The 23,565-nt window shown below is 48.0% G+C and carries 25 protein-coding genes; 17 read left to right on the top strand and 8 right to left on the bottom strand.

Annotated elements, in window-relative coordinates; genetic code table 11:
- Positions 1–40: 40 nt before the first annotated feature.
- The 8 genes from fliJ to LNL84_RS17350 are packed head-to-tail and all read right to left on the bottom strand — an operon-like array spanning position 41 to position 7,898.
- On the bottom strand, positions 41–481 hold the full coding sequence (gene fliJ, locus LNL84_RS17385) for a flagellar export protein FliJ (RefSeq protein WP_244358975.1): 441 nt from the start codon (positions 479–481) through the stop codon (positions 41–43).
- A 53-nt stretch (positions 482–534) separates the two neighbouring features.
- Positions 535–1,884 carry a flagellar protein export ATPase FliI gene (gene fliI / locus LNL84_RS17380; RefSeq protein ID WP_244358974.1) on the bottom strand — a complete coding sequence of 450 codons (1,350 nt, stop codon included), beginning with the start codon at positions 1,882–1,884 and terminating at the stop codon, positions 535–537.
- Entirely contained in the window at positions 1,877–2,623 is a 747-nt protein-coding gene (gene fliH, locus LNL84_RS17375; protein ID WP_244358973.1) for a flagellar assembly protein FliH, read from the bottom strand. Before fliH ends, fliI begins: the two co-directional genes overlap by 8 nt.
- Positions 2,624–2,626: 3 nt before the next feature.
- On the bottom strand, positions 2,627–3,646 hold the full coding sequence (locus tag LNL84_RS17370; RefSeq protein WP_244358972.1) for a flagellar motor switch protein FliG: 1,020 nt from the start codon (positions 3,644–3,646) through the stop codon (positions 2,627–2,629).
- Positions 3,609–5,372, bottom strand: a complete 1,764-nt coding sequence (gene fliF / locus LNL84_RS17365) for a flagellar basal-body MS-ring/collar protein FliF (protein WP_244358971.1) — start codon at positions 5,370–5,372, stop codon at positions 3,609–3,611. Before fliF ends, LNL84_RS17370 begins: the two co-directional genes overlap by 38 nt.
- A 3-nt stretch (positions 5,373–5,375) precedes the next feature.
- A complete protein-coding gene (fliE, locus tag LNL84_RS17360) occupies positions 5,376–5,732 on the bottom strand; it encodes a flagellar hook-basal body complex protein FliE (RefSeq protein ID WP_244358970.1) in 357 nt (118 codons plus the stop codon).
- Positions 5,733–5,745: 13 nt separating this feature from the next.
- Positions 5,746–7,077, bottom strand: a complete 1,332-nt coding sequence (locus tag LNL84_RS17355) for a sigma-54-dependent transcriptional regulator (RefSeq protein WP_244358985.1) — start codon at positions 7,075–7,077, stop codon at positions 5,746–5,748.
- Positions 7,074–7,898: a MotY family protein gene (locus tag LNL84_RS17350; protein ID WP_244358969.1), complete on the bottom strand. Its 825-nt coding sequence runs from the start codon at positions 7,896–7,898 to the stop codon at positions 7,074–7,076. The genes LNL84_RS17355 and LNL84_RS17350 overlap by 4 nt, the downstream gene beginning before the upstream one ends.
- A 571-nt stretch (positions 7,899–8,469) precedes the next feature.
- On the opposite strand from LNL84_RS17350, the gene LNL84_RS17345 reads away from it, so the two are divergent.
- The 17 genes from LNL84_RS17345 (at position 8,470) to LNL84_RS17265 (ending at position 23,516) form a co-directional block, all read left to right on the top strand.
- Positions 8,470–9,288 carry a FliM/FliN family flagellar motor switch protein gene (locus LNL84_RS17345; RefSeq protein WP_244358968.1) on the top strand — a complete coding sequence of 273 codons (819 nt, stop codon included), beginning with the start codon at positions 8,470–8,472 and terminating at the stop codon, positions 9,286–9,288.
- Positions 9,285–9,656: a flagellar motor switch protein FliN gene (fliN, locus tag LNL84_RS17340; protein WP_244358967.1), complete on the top strand. Its 372-nt coding sequence runs from the start codon at positions 9,285–9,287 to the stop codon at positions 9,654–9,656. The genes LNL84_RS17345 and fliN overlap by 4 nt, the downstream gene beginning before the upstream one ends.
- Before the next feature lie 40 nt (positions 9,657–9,696).
- Positions 9,697–10,467 carry a flagellar type III secretion system pore protein FliP gene (gene fliP / locus LNL84_RS17335; protein ID WP_244358966.1) on the top strand — a complete coding sequence of 257 codons (771 nt, stop codon included), beginning with the start codon at positions 9,697–9,699 and terminating at the stop codon, positions 10,465–10,467.
- A 20-nt stretch (positions 10,468–10,487) separates the two neighbouring features.
- Positions 10,488–10,757 carry a flagellar biosynthesis protein FliQ gene (gene fliQ / locus LNL84_RS17330; protein ID WP_244358965.1) on the top strand — a complete coding sequence of 90 codons (270 nt, stop codon included), beginning with the start codon at positions 10,488–10,490 and terminating at the stop codon, positions 10,755–10,757.
- Positions 10,757–11,533: a flagellar biosynthetic protein FliR gene (fliR, locus tag LNL84_RS17325; RefSeq protein WP_244358964.1), complete on the top strand. Its 777-nt coding sequence runs from the start codon at positions 10,757–10,759 to the stop codon at positions 11,531–11,533. The genes fliQ and fliR overlap by 1 nt, the downstream gene beginning before the upstream one ends.
- Positions 11,530–12,657 (top strand): flagellar biosynthesis protein FlhB, encoded by a 1,128-nt coding sequence (flhB, locus tag LNL84_RS17320; RefSeq protein WP_244358963.1) that lies wholly within the window; start codon positions 11,530–11,532, stop codon positions 12,655–12,657. Before fliR ends, flhB begins: the two co-directional genes overlap by 4 nt.
- Positions 12,658–12,686: 29 nt before the next feature.
- Positions 12,687–14,780: a flagellar biosynthesis protein FlhA gene (gene flhA / locus LNL84_RS17315; protein ID WP_244358962.1), complete on the top strand. Its 2,094-nt coding sequence runs from the start codon at positions 12,687–12,689 to the stop codon at positions 14,778–14,780.
- Positions 14,773–15,795, top strand: coding sequence for an EAL domain-containing protein (locus LNL84_RS17310; RefSeq protein WP_244358961.1), 1,023 nt, complete (start codon positions 14,773–14,775; stop codon positions 15,793–15,795). The genes flhA and LNL84_RS17310 overlap by 8 nt, the downstream gene beginning before the upstream one ends.
- 234 nt (positions 15,796–16,029) lie before the next feature.
- A complete protein-coding gene (lafA, locus tag LNL84_RS17305) occupies positions 16,030–16,881 on the top strand; it encodes a lateral flagellin LafA (protein WP_244358960.1) in 852 nt (283 codons plus the stop codon).
- Positions 16,882–17,310: 429 nt separating this feature from the next.
- Positions 17,311–18,654, top strand: a complete 1,344-nt coding sequence (gene fliD, locus LNL84_RS17300) for a flagellar filament capping protein FliD (protein WP_244358959.1) — start codon at positions 17,311–17,313, stop codon at positions 18,652–18,654.
- A gap of 12 nt (positions 18,655–18,666) precedes the next feature.
- A complete protein-coding gene (fliS, locus tag LNL84_RS17295) occupies positions 18,667–19,053 on the top strand; it encodes a flagellar export chaperone FliS (RefSeq protein WP_244358958.1) in 387 nt (128 codons plus the stop codon).
- Positions 19,037–19,348, top strand: a complete 312-nt coding sequence (locus LNL84_RS17290; protein WP_244358957.1) for a LafD — start codon at positions 19,037–19,039, stop codon at positions 19,346–19,348. The genes fliS and LNL84_RS17290 overlap by 17 nt, the downstream gene beginning before the upstream one ends.
- A gap of 5 nt (positions 19,349–19,353) precedes the next feature.
- Positions 19,354–20,415, top strand: a complete 1,062-nt coding sequence (locus LNL84_RS17285; protein ID WP_244358956.1) for a flagellar hook-length control protein FliK — start codon at positions 19,354–19,356, stop codon at positions 20,413–20,415.
- 22 nt (positions 20,416–20,437) lie between these two features.
- The gene (locus LNL84_RS17280; RefSeq protein WP_244358984.1) at positions 20,438–20,920 is read left to right on the top strand and encodes a flagellar basal body-associated FliL family protein; all 483 of its coding nucleotides are present in this window, start codon (positions 20,438–20,440) and stop codon (positions 20,918–20,920) included.
- An 8-nt stretch (positions 20,921–20,928) separates the two neighbouring features.
- Entirely contained in the window at positions 20,929–21,657 is a 729-nt protein-coding gene (locus LNL84_RS17275) for a FliA/WhiG family RNA polymerase sigma factor (protein WP_244358955.1), read from the top strand.
- 9 nt (positions 21,658–21,666) lie between these two features.
- Positions 21,667–22,524, top strand: coding sequence for a flagellar motor stator protein MotA (gene motA / locus LNL84_RS17270; protein WP_244358954.1), 858 nt, complete (start codon positions 21,667–21,669; stop codon positions 22,522–22,524).
- Complete coding sequence (locus LNL84_RS17265; RefSeq protein WP_244358953.1) at positions 22,524–23,516, top strand: flagellar motor protein MotB; 993 nt, start codon at positions 22,524–22,526, stop codon at positions 23,514–23,516. The genes motA and LNL84_RS17265 overlap by 1 nt, the downstream gene beginning before the upstream one ends.
- Positions 23,517–23,565: the final 49 nt, after the last annotated feature.

Below are 23,565 nucleotides of genomic sequence, written 5' to 3'. Positions count from 1 at the left end.
AATGAGTGGATATCAAGAAGATATATAGACCTGGCCGCGTTTACAGCACTCTTTTGCGAATACGAGAGTTAATGATGTCTTCAATCATCTTTTGCTCTTTGCGCGCCTTTTCGTAGTTTTGTTTGGCTTGCCAGCGCTCCATGACCTGTTCTAGTCCTTTCACTCTGGCGTGTTTGTGCTCTAACTCTTTTTGCACCGATGAACATTGGGCTTCCATGACGGCGTGTTCGTGTCGATGATGCACCAGCATTTTGTGCAGCATTTGGTCAACCATATTCAGATTCATCAGGTTGGCACTGGTCATCGTGGTGTTCTGTTGCAGTTCCCCACTTTGATGTGTTCGCAGCTGCGACAATTGCGACAGTTGCAGCTCTAAATGCTGGCTTTGTTGGCGCATCGACTCAAGCTGTTGACCCACTTGATCGCGGCGTTTTTCCGCCACTTGAGTCAGCTTGCCGACCGCCTTAATTTTTGCATCCATGCTGTCATCCTTGTGCTGTTGTGTACTGGGTCGAAATCGACACCCAACTTACGCTAGTTTGCCGTCTGAAATAACGTCGCCAGCGACGTTAAACTCGTCGGATAGTCCACGTTCTCGCTCGCGGATTGAAGTAAAAAATCCTTTAACTTTGGATACATAGCTACTGCCTGATCCAACTCAGGATCCTGCCCTGGCTGATAACCGCCTAATGGTAACAACTCTTTCACTTGCTGGTAGTTGGAATACAACTGACGAAATTGATTGGCAATCGTACTGTGCGCAGGTTCAGTACAGGTGTTCATACAACGACTGATCGACGCGTTAATATCAATGGCAGGATAATGCCCTTGTTCAGCAAGCTGACGTGACAATACCACGTGCCCATCCAAAATCGCTCTTGCAGAGTCCACGACCGGATCTTGCTGGTCATCACCGTCGGCCAAAACGGTATAAATGGCCGTTAAACTGCCACTCGGATGCTCGCTGTTTCCTGCGCGCTCGAGTAACTGAGGGAGCAGGCTGAATACTGAAGGTGGGTAACCGCGAGACGCAGGAGGCTCGCCCAGGGCTAATGCAATCTCACGTTGCGCCATGGCGTATCGGGTCAACGAGTCCATTAACATCAATACATCTTTACCTTGATCGCGAAAGTACTCTGCTACTCGGTGGCAAAGTAAAGTTGCGCGTAGACGCATCAACGGCGACTCATCGGCGGGAGCTGCGATCACAATCGCTTTTTCACGCGCTTCAGGTGTTAAATTTCTCTCAATAAATTCACGCACTTCACGGCCACGCTCACCAATAAGGCCGACGACAATGACATCTGCTGCGGTGTTTTTAGTGATCATCCCCAACAGGACACTTTTACCCACACCACTGCCTGCCATAAGACCGATGCGCTGCCCTTTACCGACGGTTAGCAAGCCATTAATGGCGCGAACACCAACATCCAGTGGCGTATCGACTGGACGGCGCTTTAATGGGTTAATCGGCTTTGGTTCTAACGACACTCTGTCGCCTGCTTTAAGCGCTGTACCATCGTCGAGCGCTTCACCCAAACCGTTCACTACGCGTCCTAACCAATCGTCACCGATATGCACTGAGCTGTCACCATCTAAAGGGATCACTTTTGCACCAGCAAAAAGCCCGCCAAGGCGACGAATAGGCATCAAATAAGCGATGGTATGATCAAAGCCCACGACTTGCGCTTCAATCATGTCTCCATCAGAGGTCTCAACCAGACAACGCTGATCAAGCTTGAAGCGGCAACCAACCGCCTGAAGCATCAAGCCATTAACTTTCACTAACCGCCCAGTGACACGAGCCACCGGCACAGAATCTAACGAGGCTATCGCATCGGTTAAGCGTTCAGATAAAATGCTGTGGGCGCGAGTGCTACTCATTGTCACCTTCTAACTCGACGGGGCCCACTTCATCGAGCAAGTGCTCTTTCACATTGTCCATACAGGCTTCTAAACGTGAATCACAACTGGCATCGGCTTCGGCTTCTTCAGTGACCAGATGACAGCCACCCACAGGTAAATCCGCCTTGGGGACCAGCTTCCAACTGCCTGGCAGTTCAGCATTGATTTGCCTAATTCTGTCAAGATCTTGCGGGTTGAGGTGCACGGTGACGCGCTCGGTTTTACCCGGCATGGCATCGAGCGTTTCATCCACCAAGGCCAGAATTTGCTGAGGCATTAGCGTCAGCTCTGCACGAATAACTTGCTGGGCCACTTTTTGCACTAACTCACAGATAATATGGCGTTGCTGCTGCTCACGTTCCGACTGCCACTTGGATAAGGTGTGATAGAGGTTGTTAACGGGTTTAGCCGCTTCAAGAAAGCTCTGTTTACCCGACTGCTCTCCCGAAACAAAGCCTTGTTGAAAGCCTTCTTTCTCTCCCTCAAGCAAGCCTTGTTGCTTGCCTTGGTCCAGACCTTGTCGTAAGCCTTCCTGGTGGCCCTGCTCTAAGCCTTGCTGAAACCCCGCTTCCAGCCGCTCTTGCACGTCCACCTGGGACTCTTCCCATGAATTCTCGTCATCAAACTCACCCTCTTTGACCACGGATTGGGCCAAAGGAGGAAAGCGGTGCAAGCGGTAGCCACTGGGCGGCAGTCGTAATACGTGTTTCGATTTCATTGATTACTCCACCGTAGGCTCTTCATAAAGCAACAATTCAATCTCGCCGGTATCGGATAGCTCACGCACGATCTGCATAATTTCTTGACGAGCACGCTCAACACTGCTGATTGGCACTGCGCCACGCAATGCCATGTCATCTTCAAGCGCTTTCACCATACGCTGTGGCATCGAACGTTTGATCGCTTGTTGCTGAACGATATCCGCGCCTTTCAATGCCATACCCCATAGCTCTAATGGTACTTGCTGCACCAGTTTGTCCATGGTTTCTTCGCGTTGACGAGCAATCAGCATGAAGTCGAACATGTTTTCTTCGATCTCCGAAACCACCTCTTCGTCATGCAGTTTAAGCATTTCCATCAGCAGAGCTCGGTCGCCGTCGAAGCGGTTGATAATATCAGCCGCCTGTTTGACACCAGAAAGAGGGGCGCTATTGGTGACAGAAACCTGCTCAATACAGCGCTCGATGAGTTCGTTCAGATCGCCCGCAACCTGATGATCAATCTCTTGCAAGCGCGCAATTCTAAACAACAGATCGTCGTGACATTCTGAAGACAGCTTTTGCAACACTTCTGAAGACGATTCAGCCGGAAGGTACGCCAAAAAGATGGCTTGCATCTGCGGGTGTTCTCGAGAAATAAAGCGCGCCAGAATTTCCGAGTCGACCCACTGCAAACGCTGCATGTTATTGCGGATTTCATCGCCATAAAGATTATTAAGCAAGCCTTTGGCCAAATCGTTACCTAACGCTTTACGCAACGTATTCGACAAGTATTCTTTCGACGCACCGCGAATGCCACTGTGTTGCCTAAAATCTTCAAAAAAGGCTTGAATAACCCCTTTGGCATTGTCACTTTTAATGCCACTGAGTTTGGCCATCGCGCGCGTCACGCGCTGCGTTTCATCTCGACTAAAATGCTGCAGTACTTGCGCTGCGGCGTCCTCACCCATACCCAAAAGTACCAGTGCGGTTTTCTCGACGTGATTAAGCGCTGGCTTTGTCATCGACTGTGCTGTGTTCATTGATATTTACCCACTGTTTAAGGACTTCGGCAACGCGCTCTGGCTCTTCTGTCGAAATTAGTTGTAGATGTTTCAGTTGTATCTCAAGCGGCGAACCTGGAGGTGGCAACATATCGCTGCTGGTATCCAATCCAGATGACGCCGAGGTAATGCCTTTTTCTGACAGTTTTCGATTCAGCGTCTCTTCGCGCTCACGCTCTTCGCGAGTTTGAACGTTATCAAGATACTCACTGGTCTCTACTGCATCGGCAAACTCCAGATTGTTGGCTCTGCGGTCGGCGCCCGTTAGGTGCATGATAAGAGGGCGCAGTACAAAGAAGATCATCGCCATGCCCAACATACCACCGATAACGTAGCGTAGCGGTTGCTGAATCGTAGGATCTTGCCACCAAGGGATCTCAGGTGGAGCCTCAATCTCTACTGGCGTGAAGTTAAAGCTCATTAAGCTGAAGCTGTCGCCACGCTCCTCAGAAATGCCTACCGCATCGGTGATCATGGCTGATATTTGCGATTGTTCTTGCTCACTCCACGCGGTGCCGTTAGGAGCGGCGGCGGTATTGAGTAGCACCGATACGCTCAGCTTAGAGATTTGACCTTGCTGATACTGAGTACGACGGACGCTACTGCCCACAGCGTACTGACGGTTAAGCTCACTTCGTGCATTGGTATTCTGACTGTCGGTGGTCGGCACTTCACCCGTTACCGGTGGCTGGTTGCTTAGCGCCCCTGGAATACCTAACGCAATTTTATCAATGGTGTTATTGTGAATGCTGTGCTCATTACGTACGACAGGGTTTGAGTCCAGAATTTCTTGGGTCTCTTCAACCTGACTAAAGTCCATGTCTGCCGCAACCTGAACGCGGAAGTTACTTGGGCCTAAGATTGGCGTTAGCATGTCAGCTGCTCGTTGAATGATCTGTTTTTCAACGCTCTTTTGGTAATCCAGATACTTGGCGTTCACTTTACCAGACTCGGTTGAGCCCACATCGGCACTCAACAAACGACCGTACTGGTCAATCACCGACACATTCTCAGTCTTCATACCTGTAACGCTACCGATCACAAGGTTGATAATGGCTTCAACTTGCTCGGTTTTTAGATCTTCACCGACTTTCAGCTCTAACATGACAGACGCAGAAGGCGCTTGAGCATTTTGACGAACGAACAGGGTCTGCCTTGGTATTGCGAGGTGAACACGTGCGTTGGTGACCGAATTTAGAGAAATAATGGTACGAACCAACTCACCTTCAAGACCGTGGCGATAACGTGCCGTTTCCATAAATTGGCTGGTGCCCAACGAGCTGTCTTCTTTTAACGTATCCAATCCCGTTGGTAATTTCGCTTTAACACCTTTGGCTGCCAGTAGCATGCGGATCTTGGCTACTTGACCCTCTGGCACCAGAACCTGACCATTTTGCTCTTGTAAGCGGTAGTTGATGTTTTCAGATTCGAGAACCGAAACAATTTCACCGGTATCAAATCGCTCTTGCTGACTGTACAAAGGTCGGAAGCTTTGAGTTGAACTCCAAAGAGCAACGACAATAATCGCGGCTACAATGGCGGCAAGAACAGCGGATAACACCAGGTTGCGCTGACCGCTAAACCACAACTGTTTAAGTTTGTTGTTCATCGAATCCATGCTGCTTGGACCCGTTTGAGGTGCCTGAGTAGGCGAGATATCGATTGCAGCAGCGCTTCCTGCTGTCTGTGGAGTTAACTCTGACATGATCTACACCGGCATCTTCATGATGTCTTCAAAGGACGACACGACCTTGTTTCGTACCTGCATCAATGCAGAAAACGACAAGCTGGCCTTTTGGCTCGCGACCATAGCCCCAACAAGATCATCACTCTGGCCTGTTTCGACTGCGGTCATTTTTTTGCTGGCAATGGATTGGTGCTCATTCACCACATCCAGTACTTGAGTCATTGCACCCGAAAAAGACAGTGGCTGTTGAACTTTGCTGACATCAAGTGGATTGGCACTGACGACAAAGTCAGGCTGCACTTGCTGCTGCATATTTTGCATTTTGACCAGCATTAATTGCTCAGCCGATGTTGCGGAATTTATTGCTTGAGTTGCCATTCTAAGACCTCCTTTATGCAGCTGAGCCGAGAGCTGACTGTAAATCGATTCCCTGTTCACGCATGGCTGCTAACTTGTAGCGCAGCGCACGAGTGGACACTCCGAGAGCGTTCGCCGTTTTGGTTCTATTGCCACCAAACTGACGTAATTTTTCGATAATATATTGAAATTCTGCGTGTTTTTTCGCTTCGACATGCCCCATACCATGAGCGCGGGTGGGCGTGATGGCTGCGGGTACGTGATCCACCGGTAGCATCAGATCTTGCGCGGTAATGTAATCGCCGTGACGCATGACCAGTGCGCGCTGGATGACATTTTCCAACTCACGAATATTGCCCGGCCAGTGATACTGGCTGAGCGTGGCTTGCGCGTCTGCCGACAGGTAGCATTCACTGTTTTCCTGATATTTTTGAATAAAGAACTGGCTGATAGGCAGGATATCTTCGCTGCGTTCACGCAAAGGGGGCCAATGCAAAGGCAATACGTCAAGTCGGTAGTAAAGATCTTCTCGAAATTGTCCGCGTTGCACTTCTTCTCGCAAATCTTTATTGGTCGCAGCAATGACACGGATATCCAACTGGATCGCTTTATGGCTGCCCACTCGCTCCACTTCACGCTCTTGCAGCACGCGCAATAATTTGGCCTGGACAGCCGGAGACATTTCACCAATCTCGTCCAGTAAAATCGTGCCACCGTGTGCTTCTTCAAATTTGCCGCTTTGCGATGTGGTCGCTCCGGTAAAGGCACCTTTCACATGACCAAACAGCACCGCTTCAAGCATTGATTCTGGTATCGCTGCGCAGTTCACTGCCACAAAAGGGCCGTTCACGCGTGGTGACTGCTCATGAACATAGCGTGCCAGTACTTCTTTGCCTGTACCGGATTCACCCGTGATTAACACACTGGCACTGGTACACGCGGCGCGATGAGCAAGTTGCAACACCTGCTTGCTGCGCCAGGACTCTGCGACAATGTTCGCCATTGGCTTTTCAAGCGCTTCCACTCGATGAAGTAAGTTGATGAGCTGCTTAGATTCAAACGGTCTTAATAGGTAATCTGTGGCGCCCGCTTTCATGGCCTCAGCGGCCAATAAGCCTTGCTCTTGATCCACAATTGCAATCGCCGCACCTGCACCGCTTTTCTTCTGGTGACAATCGACCCACTCACGAACGCTAATGTCAGGCAGGTTAGAGCTCACCAAAGTGATGGCGGCACTGGTTTGCAACAGTGCAGTTCGCCCGGTACGAATATGATTAACTCGATAGCCAGCCTGCTGAAGAACATCAATCATTGGCTGAGCAAAATGGTCTGATGGCTCGACCAGCAAAATATCCTTATTCATTATTGAACCTTAGTGTCTTCAATCCTAGAAGAGCCCTTATTGCTGGCCAGTGTGGTATTTCGAATGACTCGAATCGTCACGCGACGATTTTTTGCCTTACCGTATTCGCTATTATTGTCGCTGACCGGGTACCGAGCGCCATGGGCGCGCACTTCGACCAGCGACATTGGTGTTCCCAATTCAAGCAGTACGCTGGCAACATCGTCGGCACGTACTTTTGAAATCTGTAGGTTACTGATTGATGTACCAACATTGTCGGTATGGCCATCAATCAGTACTTTTTCTACTTGCTGATCCACTTTGATGTAACTGGCCAGTGCTTTGAGTTGTTTGCGCTGCTTGGCGGTCACCACTCGTTGACCGAATTCAAAGCGCAACACTAAGTCACGCGCTTCAGCAATCGACATGTCTGGTAAGCTTGCTCGGCACTGATTAAATTTCGCGAGGCTTGTCGTCATATTGGTTGCGGGTACCACCACAGACTGGCTGTGCAACTGCGCTTTTTGATTGGACGTAACCTTAAGCCAGGCACCTGAAGACATGGCAGATAGCAGTTGAGCAATGTTGTGGTTAAACACCAACTTTGCAGGTTGCTGGTATTCGCCCTTATCAACTTCCATGGCGCGATGAGGTTTGATCCAGGGAGCTGAAAGTTGAGATAGGACGCCCGTCTGCCAATCGCCATAGCGGTTTGCCTGACTCAGCACGAGTTGTAATCGATTGCTAGGTAAACCATGAAAATAAAGGTCACCATAAGGTGCGACCTTGTGAATCAGCTGGCACTCAAAAGGTGTCCCTTTAAATTGCCAATTGGTTAGATCCATTGGGATATTTATATCTTTTGCAAATGAGATCTGTATTCCAAAAGGAAATAACATCAGAAACAAAAGAACCGCAATTAATTTAACACTTTTATAACTAGTATATTTTTCACTCAGCACTGACATGGAAAAATTTGAATCCAATTCCAGATTTAGTCTTTTAAAAAAATCGAATTTCATATTGTTATTTCAACCCGCTTTATTCACACCCGATATAAGCACTGCGTGTCATATTGAATGGAGAGATAATCAAACAACAGGAACATAAACAGTAAAAACAATAATTTGAGGAAAAACCAAGTCTATGGCGCTTATTAATTAAGCAAAACATAATGTAAAGGCTTGGTAAGAAATAGGCGCTTTATAATTATTTAATCTTTATTTATAAATAAAACTAACGTTATTTAATTACTAATTAAAGAGCAAACTTAGAGTATTAAACTAACATATGAACTAACTTCACAGTTTTACATTCATAGGCTAAAAACATATAAAAAAAACGGAGTAGACTGGCTCCCACGGCCTTTTATGGTGGTTACAAAATATTAATTTGCGAATGTATGGTGCATATCAAATGGACAAAAAAGACCAAACATCCAGTGGTTCTCTAAAAGCATTGAATGTCGAGCTTCTCGGTAAGCCCATTCATGTGATCCGAGACAAATTGGAATCTCTGCTCAACAGCGCCTGTCCTGCACTCATCAACGACATTCAAAATTGGGTAAAGGTCGATCGTATCGACCTCTCGTTACGTAACATCAATTTGCATAATCATTCACATGCAGGTTCTGCCAAAGCGAGCACCACGACGATGCGCCATCGTGGGGCCGGCCTTATGTATGTTCATGTCAATAATGCCCTGTTAATCACTCTGGCCGACAAATTTTATAGCGCAAACATTGAAAGAAGTAGCGAACTGCTGACCAGCAGTGACTTTCGCCTGCAAGAACGCATTGCACAGAGTCTATCGCACTGGGTAGCGCCTGAGAGCACCTGGCACTTATGTGACTATCAAACCAGCACCGGCATTGGCGTTCAGGCAATCATTGATGTCAAATTGGGCGATATCACCGGCGAACTCACCGTCGAATTTGATAGCACGATCATCCAGACCTTCATTGATGAGTTGGAACTTTCTGGCAATCTCAACCTAGAGCAAGACTTCCAACACGCTTTGCATTCAACACCCGTGAAGCTTAACGTTTTGTTAAGTAAGAAAACCCTACCTCTAAGTGATGTATTGGATCTTGCTCCTAACGACATTCTTCCAATTGAGCTGCTCTCTACAGTGCCAGCCAGCATCGGTTCGGAAACACTGTTTTCTGGCCGCGTTGCTGAGCAAGAGGGACAACTCGTTTTAATTTTAAATGATGACAAGGAACCCCGACTATGAGCGACACGCCAGAGCAAAGCACATTCGATGGTGATGAATTACGATTCGATGATTTTCAGATAGACGGTTTTGAATCTGAAGACGCGCCAATCGCTTCGCCCTTTACTCCAGAAAGGGACTTAAGCTTTTTCAAAAAAATTCCAGTCACCGTCACTCTGGAAGTCGCCAGCAAAGAAATTCCGCTGGGCGATCTGATGAAAGCGGGCGAAGGCAGTGTCATTGAACTCGACAAGCTCAATGGCGAGCCGCTGGACGTAAAAGTGAACGGTTCTTTAATGGGGCATGCCGAAGTCGTAGTCATTAATGACAAGTACGGTTTGCGATTGATTGATGTCGTTGACTCAGCACTCAGCTCAATGGGTGACTAAACACCCCAGCCCACACTTGGAGTGTTGGGAGCTCATCAAAATGGATAGAAAATTCTTCATGGAAACTGCACGTCGCTTCACTCCCTGGCTTGTCCTTTCACTGCTGCTACTTGGTTTTTCAGCCTCAAGTCTTGCGGCAGACGGCCTATCATTTCTGACGGTTTCTGATGGCCAAACAGAACAAGAATACAGTGTGAAGCTGCAAATCTTGCTGCTGATGACAGCTCTGAGTTTCCTGCCTGCTTTTATCCTGATGGCCACCAGCTTTACTCGCATCATTGTAGTATTGGCGATATTACGTCAAGCACTCGGTTTGCAACAAAGCCCACCAAACCGGGTTCTGGTGGGTATCGCGTTGTCGTTAACCATTCTCATCATGCGCCCAGTGTGGAGCGACATCTATGACAATGCCTTTTTACCGTATGACAACAGTGAAATCACTTTGATGCAGGCGTTCTCGAACGCTGAAAAACCCGTTCGCAATTTCATGCTGGCACAAACACAGCAAAACTCACTCGAGCAAATGCTGCGCATTGCCAATGAACCTCTTGATCAAAAGGTTGAAGATATTTCTTTTGCGGTGATCCTGCCTGCCTTTGTCATTAGTGAGCTAAAAACCGCCTTTCAAATCGGCTTTATGCTGTTTATTCCCTTTCTCATCGTTGACCTTGTCGTCGCCAGCGTCTTGATGGCCATGGGTATGATGATGCTTTCACCTCTCATCGTCTCCTTGCCGTTCAAACTGGTGATCTTTGTGTTGGTGGACGGTTGGGCGATGACGGTCGGTACACTGTCAGCAAGCTTTGGCTGACATCAGATGAGGAGATCGCTATGACACCTGAAATGACGGTAGCCCTTTTTTCGAACGCGGTTTGGCTCATCATTAATATGGTTATGGTTCTGGTCATTCCCGGCTTATTGGTGGGTCTGGTCATCGCGGTATTTCAAGCCGCTACTCAGATAAACGAACAAACCCTCAGTTTTTTACCGCGTTTGATGGCGACATTGTTAATGGTGATATTTTCGGGTCACTGGATGCTGCGAAAATTAATGGAGTTGTTTGATTACCTGTTCCATAACATTCCAGGGATGATCGGCTAATGTTGATCACCTTCGCCGAGTTATCGAGCTGGATAGGACAGTTGTGGTGGCCCTTCTTTCGAATCGGTGCCGCTTTTTTGTCTATGCCATTTTTCGGCGATGCCTTGATCCCCATTTGGGTGCGCAGCCTATTGGCTTTAACCATTGTGGTTGTCACCGCCCCGTTAATGCCTGTCATGCCTGCCGTCGATTTGTTCTCAATGACATCACTGTTTCTGGCGTTCGAGCAAGCACTGTGGGGGCTGTTCTTTGGGCTTATTCTTCATCTGTTTTTTTCCATCTTCACCACCTTAGGTCAGATTGTGTCGATGCAAATGGGCCTCGGCATGGCAATGATGAATGATCCGGTCAATGGTATGTCGGTGGCGATATTGGGGCGAATTTTCTTGCTGTTGTGTACGCTGCTATTTTTGGCATTAGAAGGTCACCTACTGGTTATTGATATTCTTATCCAGAGTTTTGTCGTCTGGCCTGTCGGCTCTGGTTTGAGTACCACGTCGTTGGAGGCTGTCATTTCTTTGTTTGGCTGGATGTTTGCTTCGGCTTTAGCTCTCGCTCTGCCTGCGATTGTGTCTATGCTGCTCGCCAACATCAGCTTCGGTGTCATGAATCGCGCCGCGCCCAGCCTAAATGTCTATGCTTTGGGCTTTCCGATGACCATGTTACTGGGATTATTTAGCGTCTTGCTCTCGGTCTCTGGTGTGCCAAGTCGTTACAACATTTTGGTTCATGAAGCTCTGCAACATATGAGCTCTTTTGTTGTGGGGGGCGTATGAGTAATCAATCGTCACAAGACAAAACCGAACAGGCCTCAGCGCAGAAAATTAAAAAGGCGCGTCAGGAAGGTCAGATCCCACGCGCCAAAGAGTTCACCGCCGCCGTTCTGTTTCTTGGGGTAGCACTGTATTTCTACAGCCAAATTCTGCGTATATGGGAATACATGTCAGGCGTGTTCAAATTTAATATGACGCTCACCAAGCGCGACCTCGAAGATCCACAAAGAATGGTGGAACATCTGGGTCACAGCCTGGGCATGATTGTCGAAATGCTACTGCCGATGTTTATGGTGATAATCATTTTAGCGGTGGCCAGTAGCTTGATCCTTGGCGGCTGGTTATTTCGCCCTGCTAACGTGCAACCCAAATTAAGTAAGCTCAGTCCGCTGTCGGGCATCAAGCGTATGTTTTCCACCAAATCGCTGGCCGAGCTCATCAAGTCGACTCTCAAAGTAAGCGTTATTTTTGCTTTTTTATACAGTTACCTAAGTAGCAACTTAGAGCACTTAATGGGCATGCAAAAGCTCTCTCTCAATGAAGGGGTGGTCGCCATTATGACCATTTTGTTTGAAGGTCTGCTGCTGATGGGATTCGCCTTGCTCATTTTTGGCGTTATCGACATCCCCTACCAGAGATGGGAGCACATGAAACAGCTGAAAATGACTAAGCAAGAGCTCAAAGAAGAATATAAAAATAACGAAGGTCGCCCTGAAGTCAAACAGCGTATCCGCCAAATACAGCAGCAATTTGCGCGTCGTAAGATAGACAAAACGGTACCGCAAGCAGACGTGGTGATCACCAACCCAACTCACTACGCCGTGGCGATAAAATACGACGCGAGCCTATCAGATGCGCCGTTTGTCGTCGCTAAAGGCATTGATGAAACCGCCATGCACATTCAGCGCATTGCCAGAGAGAATCAAGTAGAAGTGATCAATTCACCTCCGCTAACTCGTTCTATTTACCATACGACTGCATTAGAACAAGCAATACCGAGCCAACTCTATGTCGCGGTGGCTCATATATTAACGTACGTTTTACAACTCAAATCGTTTCGTAAAGGACAAGGCGAGCAACCGCTGCCTATCCCTCAGATAGCGATACCAAAACACTTACAACACTGATCACTGTTAACAGTAAGAAAGGACACAGCATGTTGAATCGGCTAAAACAATTTCAACTTTCCAGCAAAGGGTACATTGGTATTCCCGTCGTATTGCTGATGATATTGGCGATGGTGATCTTACCGTTGCCACCGCTGTTACTCGATGCCCTGTTTACCTTCAATATTGTCTTAGCTATTTTGGTGCTCTTAGTCAGTACCACCGCGAAGCGACCGTTGGATTTCTCGATATTTCCAACCATCTTGTTGATTGCAACGCTGATGCGTCTTACCCTCAACGTCGCATCGACGCGTGTTGTATTACTTGAAGGTCACAACGGTGGTGACGCTGCAGGTAAGGTTATCCAGGCCTTCGGTGAAGTAGTGATCGGTGGTAACTACGTTGTCGGTATGGTGATTTTCGTTATTTTGATGATCATTAACTTTGTGGTGATCACCAAAGGTGGCGAGCGTATATCAGAAGTCTCGGCGCGTTTTACCCTTGATGCCCTTCCGGGTAAACAGATGGCGATCGATGCCGACTTAAACGCCGGTCTTATCGATCAAGAACAAGCTCGAACACGTCGAAAAGAAGTCGCAAACGAAGCCGACTTCCACGGCTCGATGGACGGTGCATCCAAATTCGTTCGTGGTGATGCCATCGCCGGCTTGATGATTCTATTTATCAATATCATTGGTGGTATCAGTATTGGTGTGTTTGAACATGGCCTACCAGCCTCAGAAGCATTCAAAACCTACGCACTATTGACCATTGGTGATGGCCTCGTGGCACAAATCCCGTCGCTACTACTTGCAACGGCCGCTGCCATTATCGTTACTCGCATCAACGATACCGAAAACGGCATGGCCGACACCATGCAACAGCAGCTGCTGGCCACCCCTGCGACGCTGTTTACCGTATCTGGCATCATGTTTATCATTGGCCTGGTACCCGGAATGCCTCACTTGGCGTTTTTCACCTTTTCTGCCGTATTGGGGTTTGCAGCCTGGCGACAGCTAAAAAAACCCAAGCACGACAATCAATTGCAAGAAGTGGAGGCCATTTCTCATGCCATGCAAAATGACGATGAGCTGCCATTGTCATGGGAAGACATTCCGCACGTGCACACATTGTCGCTGGCATTGGGTTACCGTCTTGTGCATCTGGTTAACAAAGAACAAGGCGCGCCGCTGACTCAACGTATTCGTGGCGTGCGTAAAAATTTGTCAGAGCAAGTGGGCTACCTGGTTCCGGAAGTGCGTATTCGCGACAACCTCAGCCTCAAGCCGAACCAGTATACGGTCTCGCTCAATGGCGAAATCATTGAAGAAGGCTTTATTGAACCTGAGCGCTTGATGGCCATTGCCGTTGGCGAAACCTACGGTGAGATCGACGGTATTTTAGGTAGCGACCCAGCCTATCATCTGCCCGCCGTGTGGATCGAACACTCACAGAAAGCCAAGGCACTTAACATGGGTTATCAGGTGGTGGATGACGCCACCGTGATTGGCACACATATCAGCAAAATCATGAAAAACCATCTCTCTGAGCTCTTTACTCACGATGACGTGGATGCCATGAACTTGCGTTTGACGCAGCAAGCACCAAAACTGGCTGAAGCATTAGGTGCAGCTTTAAACCCTGCACAGCAATTAAAGGTGTACAGGCAGTTGCTAGTTGATCAGGTTCCACTGCGAGACATCCGTACCATTGCCAACACCATGCTGGAATCATCGGAAAACACCAAAGATCCCATCTTGTTGGCTGCCGATGTTCGCTGCGCGCTTAAACGTACTCTGGTGAATCTGGTAGCGGGTCAAAATAAGGAGCTAAATGTCTATGCTCTATCGGACGAACTTGAACAAATGCTACTGACTTCACTGCAGCAAGCTCAGGCTAATGGTAATGTGATTTTGGATAGTTTCCCGATTGAACCCAACATCTTGGGTCAATTTCAGCAAAACTTGCCACTTATAAAACAGCAACTTAAGTCGCAAGGTATGGCACCTATTTTATTGGTAATGCCTCAGTTAAGGCCGCTAATTTCTCGTTATGCACGAACATTTTCACAAGGACTTGCCGTGTTGTCGTATAACGAGATCCCAGAAAACAAACAGATTAACGTGGTAGGGAACCTTGGATAATTTAACGAGTTACAAAGCGCTGTTTCTCTATGTGTTGCGACTCATAGAGGACAGTGCAGAAACTGAAGATGACGAGAAGCTTGCAGAGTTGCTGTCTAAGGACGAGATCTGCCATGCCAGCCAACCTATTCGTAGCTGTCGCAGCGACGATATTCAGTACCAATACATCACGTTGCGCTATGGCGAGAAGAAAGACGACAGCGTATTTGCCTTAGACTTGTCTGAGAAAGTACGTTCGGCACTGGACTTGTTTGCCCTCTACCTGGCCATTCGCCAAACTCAATTTGAGCTGGAAACCTTCCACCCCGATTTGCTCAACAATGTGGTGGTCGCCGTGAATGCCAGCACCCTGCTGTGGCCCAAAGGCCAGCACTTTGTTGAACAGTTGATGATTCATCACAAAAAGCCGCTGTCGATGATCGTGCCAAGCCTTTACATCACGCAAGAGCAGGCTCATCTGCCGCAAATTCGCGAAGGGGTCAGTAAACTGCAAGAAAAGGTGCACGAGATTTACTTTGATGTGCACCTGCCTGTGACGAATCTGGATTATCTCGCGCCCTACCGCCCAAGCGTAATAAAAGTCTCCAACTCACTTGAAGACCAAAGCGAAAAGCGCGCGCTTCTGCCCATCATTCGTTATCTAAAGCGTACTAAAACCACGCTCATTGCAGGTCGGGTCACCAGCCAGATCACCTTGCAGCAGTACAAAATGCTGGGCGCTAAATACTACTTTGGCTATGTCACGGACATTCCCACCCCTGTGAAATTTAAGGGCTTTGACGATCCCAAAGCGGCCATGCGTAAAGCGCAAAGAGACAAATTAAAGCAAGAAAAAGCACCCGTTAAGGATGCCGCTGAAGATCAACTGGCGATAGAAGAAGCTGAGCGTTTAGCACAGCAAGAAAAACTCGATGCCAGCATAGATAACCTCTATGCCAGCGCCAAACCAAAATTTGAGGACGACGAACTGTCACGCGTGATTCAACTGGCCGAGCAAGAGCAGCAAGACAACTGATCCCCCTGCCACTGCGCCCCTCCACTGGGGCGTGGCATGCTATCTGGTTTAACCAGTAGTCACATTCCCCTCAACTTTGCTAATTTTGTTGAACTAAGATCGCATTTTCTCTGGCAAGTTGACCATTTAGCGTTTTTTTTCACTTTTTCAATTAATTCTCAAAACCAAGTGTCCGCCTTTAGATATTGAGCGGGGCAGATGTCCCACATTGATAAAGAATCTAGGAGAATACACATGGCTCTATCGATGCACACTAACTACGCTTCGCTAGTTACACAAAACACTCTAAGCAGCACAAACAACCTACTTAACACCGCGATGGAGCGCCTAAGTACAGGTTACCGCATTAACTCTGCAGCTGACGATGCAGCGGGTCTTCAAATTGCAAGCCGTCTAGAAGCACAAACTCGTGGTATGGGCGTTGCGATGCGTAACTCGCAAGACGCCATTTCTTACATGTCTACTGCTGAAGGCGCGTTAGATGAAATGTCTAGCATTGCTTACCGCATGAAAGACTTGGCAACACAAGCGGCAAACGGCATCAACACCACTGAAGAGCTTACCGCCCTTGACGCTGAATACCAAGAGCTGGCGACAGAGGGTGCGCGTATTCTATCGGAAACATCGTACGGTGCAGGCGTTAAAATGCTTGACGGCACAGTAGGTACAATTTCTGAAGCGGCGGGGGTTACTTTCCAAATTGGCGCGAACAACTCTGCTGGCGACCAGCTAAACGTTTCTATAGGTACAGAGGTAACTGCTCTTAATACATTCTTCGGCCTAGCAGGTGATCTAACAACTCAAGCCAATGCGCAGACAGCTATTGGCGCCAATGAGACCGTATTGAGTACCGTTGGCCAAGCGCGTGCGACGCTAGGTGCGAACATCAACCGCCTAGAGCACACAATTAGCAACTTAGCAAACATCTCTGAAAACACCGCGGCAGCGAAAGGTCGTATCATGGATGCTGACTTCGCAGTTGAATCTTCAAATATGACGAAGAACCAAATGCTGATGCAAGCAGGTACAACGGTTCTGTCGCAAACCAACCAACTGCCTGGTATGGCGATGTCACTACTGCGCTAATAGCGCTGGACATCTCTTTAGGATTAAAACACCACTTACAGCAAAAGATGAATTTCCTTCGTTAATAATTCATCCGTCCTTTAGCCTCCTTCGGGAGGCTTTTTTCTATGCTTTTCACTGCCTTTGTTTCAATATCCCACCTGAAGCAAGATCTCATAACCCACTATAATCAGTAACTTTTTTGAGTAAGCCGTCGCCTTAGTTAACTGACAATCTCTCTATTATTGTGGAAGTTGCGGAAACGCTCATCGGAAATTCAACTTCCGCAAAAGAACAAATAGAACATAAAGCACTGAAAACATTGCACATTTAAACTGGCATACATCTTGTAGTAATTGTTGAGATTAAACGTATTCAATTAGTCGCAATTTCTGCAACTAATAAGCGTTAGGCGCAAGATGTCCTAACTGAAAAACAAGGAGCGATCAAATGAGTTCATTTGACCCAATAACGATGGCAACCCAGCTGGCAACTTATGACATTCAAGCTTTTCAACAGCGCTATCAAATACAGTCTGATAAGTATCAAGGTCAGCTCGAGGCGTTAGGTAAGGTTGAATCAGCACTGAGAGATTTTCGCACCGCTGTAAATGCGATGAACAGCAGTAGCTCGAACATCATTAAAAACAGTGCCACCGTATCGCAAGATGGCTATTTTTCGGCCAATGCCAATGCCAGCGCCATGACGGGCAGCTATCAAATTTTTGTCGAGCAAATCGCCACGGCTCATCAGCTTTCGACGGGCATGCCCGCCGATCTTGATCCATCCACTGAAATTCCAACCACGGGCACCCTAGAGTTTACCGTTGATGGTCAAACCATGACGCTCGACTTGTCGACGGTAGATACCGATGCCGACGGTAAAGCCACCATCAGTGACTTGGTGTCAGCGATCAATAACGACCCTGACAACCCAGGGGTCAACGCCACGTTAGTGCGCTCTAATGGCCAGACGCACTTTATGTTATCGAGCGAAGAAACCGGAGTGGCTAATCAAATCAATGTCACCGCTTCGGGCACTGGCGCAACCTGGTTTGAAGATGCCTTTACCAACACCACCGACATCAGCGTTGCTAAAGATGCAGTGATTTGGCTTGGCGCTGAAGGCACAGGTCTTAAGCTTGAGAACAGCAGCAACACCTTTACCGGTGTCATTGATGGTGTGGATCTCACAGTCAGTAACGCTCAAACCTCCGGTGAAGCACCGATTACCCTGAAAATTGGCCCTGATGATGAAGCCACCAAAGAGCAAATCAATAACTTTATCGATGCTTACAACACATTGGCGACAACGCTATCTGACTTCACCAATATCGGTGGTGAAGATTCAGCTCGTGGGGTACTGGCAAACGATCCCACACTGCGTTCCATTGATAGTCAACTGACCAGTTTGATTCGTGGGGAATATGATGGCTTAAGTCTAAATGACGTCGGTATTACCATTAACCGTGAAGGTAAAATGGAACTCGATGCTGCTAAATTTTCTGACGCTCAAAACAACAATAGCGCTGCTCTAGAAGCGATGTTTAATGGTGATGGCAACCTGCTCGATTCCATCGATACCATGGCCGAACCATTTCTCATGAGTAACAGTGGCTTATTCAGCAATCGCAAAGATACCTTGCAGCAGAACATCTCGCGTATTGATGATAAACAAGTGGGCTTAGAGCGTAAATACGATATGTCGTACGACCGCTATCTAAAACAATTTACTCAAATGAACATACTAATGACGCAAATGAACCAAACCATGAGCATGTTTGGTCAAAGTTAGGAGAGAACAATTATGCTAATGGATTCTGGCTATGATTCCTATCAACAGGTCGACTTAGACGCGCAGGCGGCCTCGGCCAACCCACACCAACTGGTGGTGATGCTCATTGACGGGCTGCTAGACGAAGTTGAACGCGTGCGCGGCCACATTGAAGCTGGGCGACTCGAGCAAAAAGGCGCAGGGATCAGCAAGTGTATGAACATCCTCGTTGGTCTAGACAGCGCGCTCGATACCGAAACAGGGGGCGAAGTAGCTGAGAATCTACACCAGTTGTATGAGTTTTGTCAGCTAGAGCTCTATCAAGCAAGCGTACAGAACGACGTAGACAAGCTTGGTAATGTCGAGCGAGTAATGAGCAACATACGAGAAGGATGGCTGAATTTTGGCAAGCAAGCATAAAGTCTCTCCGGAGCGATTTCGTCACCTGTCTCATCTGATCCAGGTCGCGACTAAAACCCAGGATTGGAATGCTCTAAAGCGCTACGACTTACAGCTTCGTGAGCTTTTGACCACCCATAGGCCATACCTCCATGACCCTCGTTTAGCCCCAGAAATCAACAAGGCGAAAGAGGCACATAAAAACGCCTTTGAAGCGTTAGAAGCGGCGGCAAAAGAGGTTGAAGGACAGCTCAAGAATCTGGGCGAACAGCGTGAAGGTGCTCTGGCGTATCAGCTAGCAATGAGTTTGGAGTAATCGCGATGATAGATACAACGTTAACGCAGCCGGCAAACCACAACTCGGGCAACCGAAACACTGCAGACGCTAAAGAGCACAACGTCCAACCGGCCCAATCCACTGGCGAGCCATCCGGTTCAGAGGCCGCTTTTCGTTTAAATGAACAGCGCTCATCTGCACAGTCTAAAGGCAAGGATACGAGTATAGATAATCATACTCGCAAAGCAGAAAGCGAGACTAATGCAGACGAGCAGCTCATCGCATCCCTTACCATAGGGTTTGGTGAATTTGGTGAAACAAGAGCGCAATCTACTCAGCCCCTGATGGCTTTTGGTCAACAAACGTTTGAGCGAGGCTTGGCATCACAAACTCGCACCTCCATGAGCGCTTTTGCCAATCCATCCATCAACCTTGATCAAGTGAGCCATGAGCGCAGCCTCAGCCAAATGCAGTACAGCATTGTTCATACCGCAAAAGAGGCCGGGCCAAATAGATTAATGAATCTTGAAGGTGTCAGTGCTCTCTCTTCACAACCGGCACTGCAAACACCACTGCAAGCGATAGCGGCGGTCGCAAACGGCTCAGCCAATGTGGTTAATGATCTCGCTTCTCCACCATCTCAGGCTCTGGCAACAACATCTGCGACAACAAGTGCTGAGTGGGCCAGCGTTCGTGTCGACACCAGTGCAGGAAAATGGGGCGAGCAGATGCTGCAAGTGCTTAACGATCGCGTCACTCTGCAAGCACAGCAAAATCTTCAAGAAGCGAAGATACGCCTTGACCCGCCCGATCTGGGCAAACTCGATCTGATGGTTCGTGTTGAGGGTGACAGGTTGAGCGTACAAATCAATGCCAACACCGCGGCGACTCGCGAAGCTTTGATGCAAGTATCAGAACGATTAAGAGCCGAACTGCAAAACCAAAATTTCGTTCATGTCGAAGTGAATGTGGGTTCAGACAAAGGACGAGAAGGACAACACGACCCACAATCTGACGATGATATAACCGTGTTCTCTGCCAACAACCACCATGACGATAGCACCACATTTACTCAATCTGAGCACTGGCTAAATACCCAAGCTTAGTGTCATAACAAGGAAAGCAATGATGACGAAACCACAATTTTTCGCCATGTTTATTATGATGATTATCACCAGCGTGGTGGTCTCTGGTGCCACTGTGTTTGGCGCAGCATGGTATTTTAAAAACTCGCCGAGTTCAGAGCTATCAGACTCACCTTTTTCCTTTTTAACAGACAAGAGTAGCAGCTACCAAGGACCAAGTTTCCACCCACTGGAAAAGCTGGTGCTTAGCGTTAAAGGTAAAAAACAAACTCACTTCGTCATGCTCGAAATGGCGGTAGAAACCAGCCGTCCTGACCGAATCGAAAAGATCGACAACTACATGCCTGTGGTTCGCAATGCGGTTTTAAAGTTATTTAGTCAAAAGACCTACGATGACCTGCATGGTGCAGACAAGATAGAAAAACTGCAGGCCGAGGTGAAGCAGACGGTCCTTGATGCCTTCGCAAGAACCGATGTCGTGCGTGACATTGATGATATTTTGCTGACCAAATACGTTGTGCAGTAAGGGGGCTTATGCTGGATATGAACCTAACCGATAGCTATGGCCAGGACAATGACGTTGCGTCCTCCTCGCCAGCTATTGATGAGAATAAACTGCTCAACCAGCATCAAATCTTGGTCAAAAGAGTGGTCAATCAACTGCGTAATCACACTTCAACGCATTGCAGCTACGAAGACATGCAGCAAATTGGCCTGATTGGCTTACTTGAAGCCGGTCGACGCTACGGCAATATCGACGACCCTAACTTTCCGGCCTATGCCGTGTGCCGTATTCGTGGCGCGATTCTCGACGAGTTAAGGCGACTCGACTGGCGTTCTCGAAAAACACGGCAGCAAGCGCATGAGCTCAATGACATCACTCGAGATTTAACCAAGGCTTTGGGTCGACCACCTTCTGACGCTGAAATCATTGCCGCGCTTGGCACTGACAACGCCGACTATCAATCCCGGCTGAATGCGTCGCTTGCCGGTGAAATGCAAAGCTTAGATCAACTGCTGGAAACTGGCTTTGAAGCTCAATCGGATCATGCTTTTGATGGGGTCAATCATGAGCACATGCGCCGCAGTCTTGAAGTGGCGCTGAGCAAATTGGCCAAACGCGAGCAACTGCTTCTCACCCTGTTCTATCAGCACGATCTTAACTTACATGAAATCGCTCTTGTGCTAGAACTGACACCACCTCGGATCTGTCAGCTCCACAAACAAGCGCTAAAACAACTCAATCACCATTTATCCTGTTAGGAGTCAGATATGCAAAAGTTTACTGGCGCAATCATCATTTTGATTTGTGTCTTCGGCGGCTACGTTTGGGCCGGAGGCAAAATGGCAGCAATTTGGCAACCTGCTGAATTCCTGATCATTATTGGCGCTACGGTTGGCTCTCTAATTGTCGGCAACCCACCTCAGGTGCTCAAAGAGATGCGCCTACAGCTGCGCGCCATCGTTTCTCCGCCAAAAGACGAAGCTGGGTTCTATATGGAACTCATGGCTCTATTGCAGGCGCTGTTAGAAACCGTGCGCAGTGGTGGCTTCAAAGCGTTAGACCGACACATCGAAAACCCAGAACAGAGCCCGATATTTGCCCGTTATCCGCTGGTTCGCCAAGATTATCGCTTGGTTTCTTTCATTACCGACAATTTACGTTTAATGGCAATGGGACAAATGTCGCCTCATGAATTAGAGGGCTTACTTGAACAAGAAATTGAAGCGATAGAAGCAGACTTATTACTCCCTTCTCGCTCAATGCAGCGCACAGCAGAGGCACTCCCTGGATTTGGTATTCTTGCCGCCGTGGGAGGCATCATCATCACAATGTCGGCGATTGATGGCTCTATTGCTTTAATTGGCTACCATGTCGCCGCTGCTCTTGTAGGTACATTTTTAGGAATTTTTGGCTGTTACTGCTGTTTAGACCCTGCAAGTAACGCCATGGCTCAACGAGTTAAGCGAGACATGTCCGCGTTCGACTGCATCCGCGCCACTTTGGTTGCGTATGTAGCCAAAAAGCCGACATTGTTAGCTATCGATGCAGGCCGTAAACACATTCAGCTAGACATCAAACCGACATTTAATCAAATGGAGAAGTGGCTAGCTGAACAGGAGGGATAATGCAAAAACAAGAGCATGTGGTCTTTAAGCGCGCTTCTCGAAGAAGCCACGAACAATCTCATGGTAGCGCCTGGAAGGTCGCGTTTGCGGACTTTATGATTGCTCTTATGTCGCTATTCCTGGTTCTGTGGGTTATGCAGGTCGTTGATAAAGATGAGCGCAAAGCGATTGTGGCTCATCTGCAAATGGCCAGTGTCTTTGACCAAGGTAGTGGTAACCCTTTTGATACGTCTCAAAGTTTATCGCCTATCGACTTGGCATCGAATTCTTCGGTGCCAAGCAAGCATGACTCTAACCATGTAGTGACGTCATTTTTCAACGGTGACCGTAATGGCCCTGAGAGCGATTCTTTAATCCCCGGCACGTTTGATACTCAAGAGCAGCTTGCGGTATTAGCACAAGTGATTGATCACGTAGCCAAGCAGATCAGTGCTCAAGGCAATGTACATGTCACCATAACACCACAAGGCCTACGTGTCGTGCTGCAAGACGACTACAAACAGCACATGTTTGATCGCGGCGGCTCTGCATTAACGCCTTTCTTCGAAGACTTATTACTCGCGTTTGCGCCAGTATTTCAACGTGTTGAAAATCCAATCATCATAAGTGGTCACACTGATTCAACGCAGTTTAAGAAACGTTTTGGCCACACTTCTAACTGGGAGCTATCCGCGACTCGCGCCAATATTGCTCGTCAAACTCTGGTTGCCGGTGGCATGCCAGAAACTCGGGTGATGCAAGTCACAGGCATGTCAGATCGCGCCTTACTCAACCCTGCAGAACCTGACTCAAGTGAAAACCGCCGCATCGAGTTGTTCGTATTGACCACACCAGCAGCCCAGGTCCTCGATACCCTATTTGGCAACCAGCAAGACAGTGAATTGAATCAGGCCAAAGAAAAAGCCATCTTTAATCAGCCTGTTTTGAGGCAAGATACGATTCGCTATTCTATACTGCCAGAAAGCGGCACACAGAACTCTCAAGAGTTTTAGCATTTTCATGAGCTTATCAGTGCGGCGCCTATCTGGCGTTGCGCGATGA

The sequence above is a fragment of the Vibrio gelatinilyticus genome, assembly GCF_022836845.1.
Taxonomy (GTDB): domain Bacteria; phylum Pseudomonadota; class Gammaproteobacteria; order Enterobacterales; family Vibrionaceae; genus Vibrio; species Vibrio gelatinilyticus.
The sequence above is the reverse complement of the archived record's forward strand: the minus strand, read 5'-3'. Positions and strand labels throughout refer to the sequence as shown.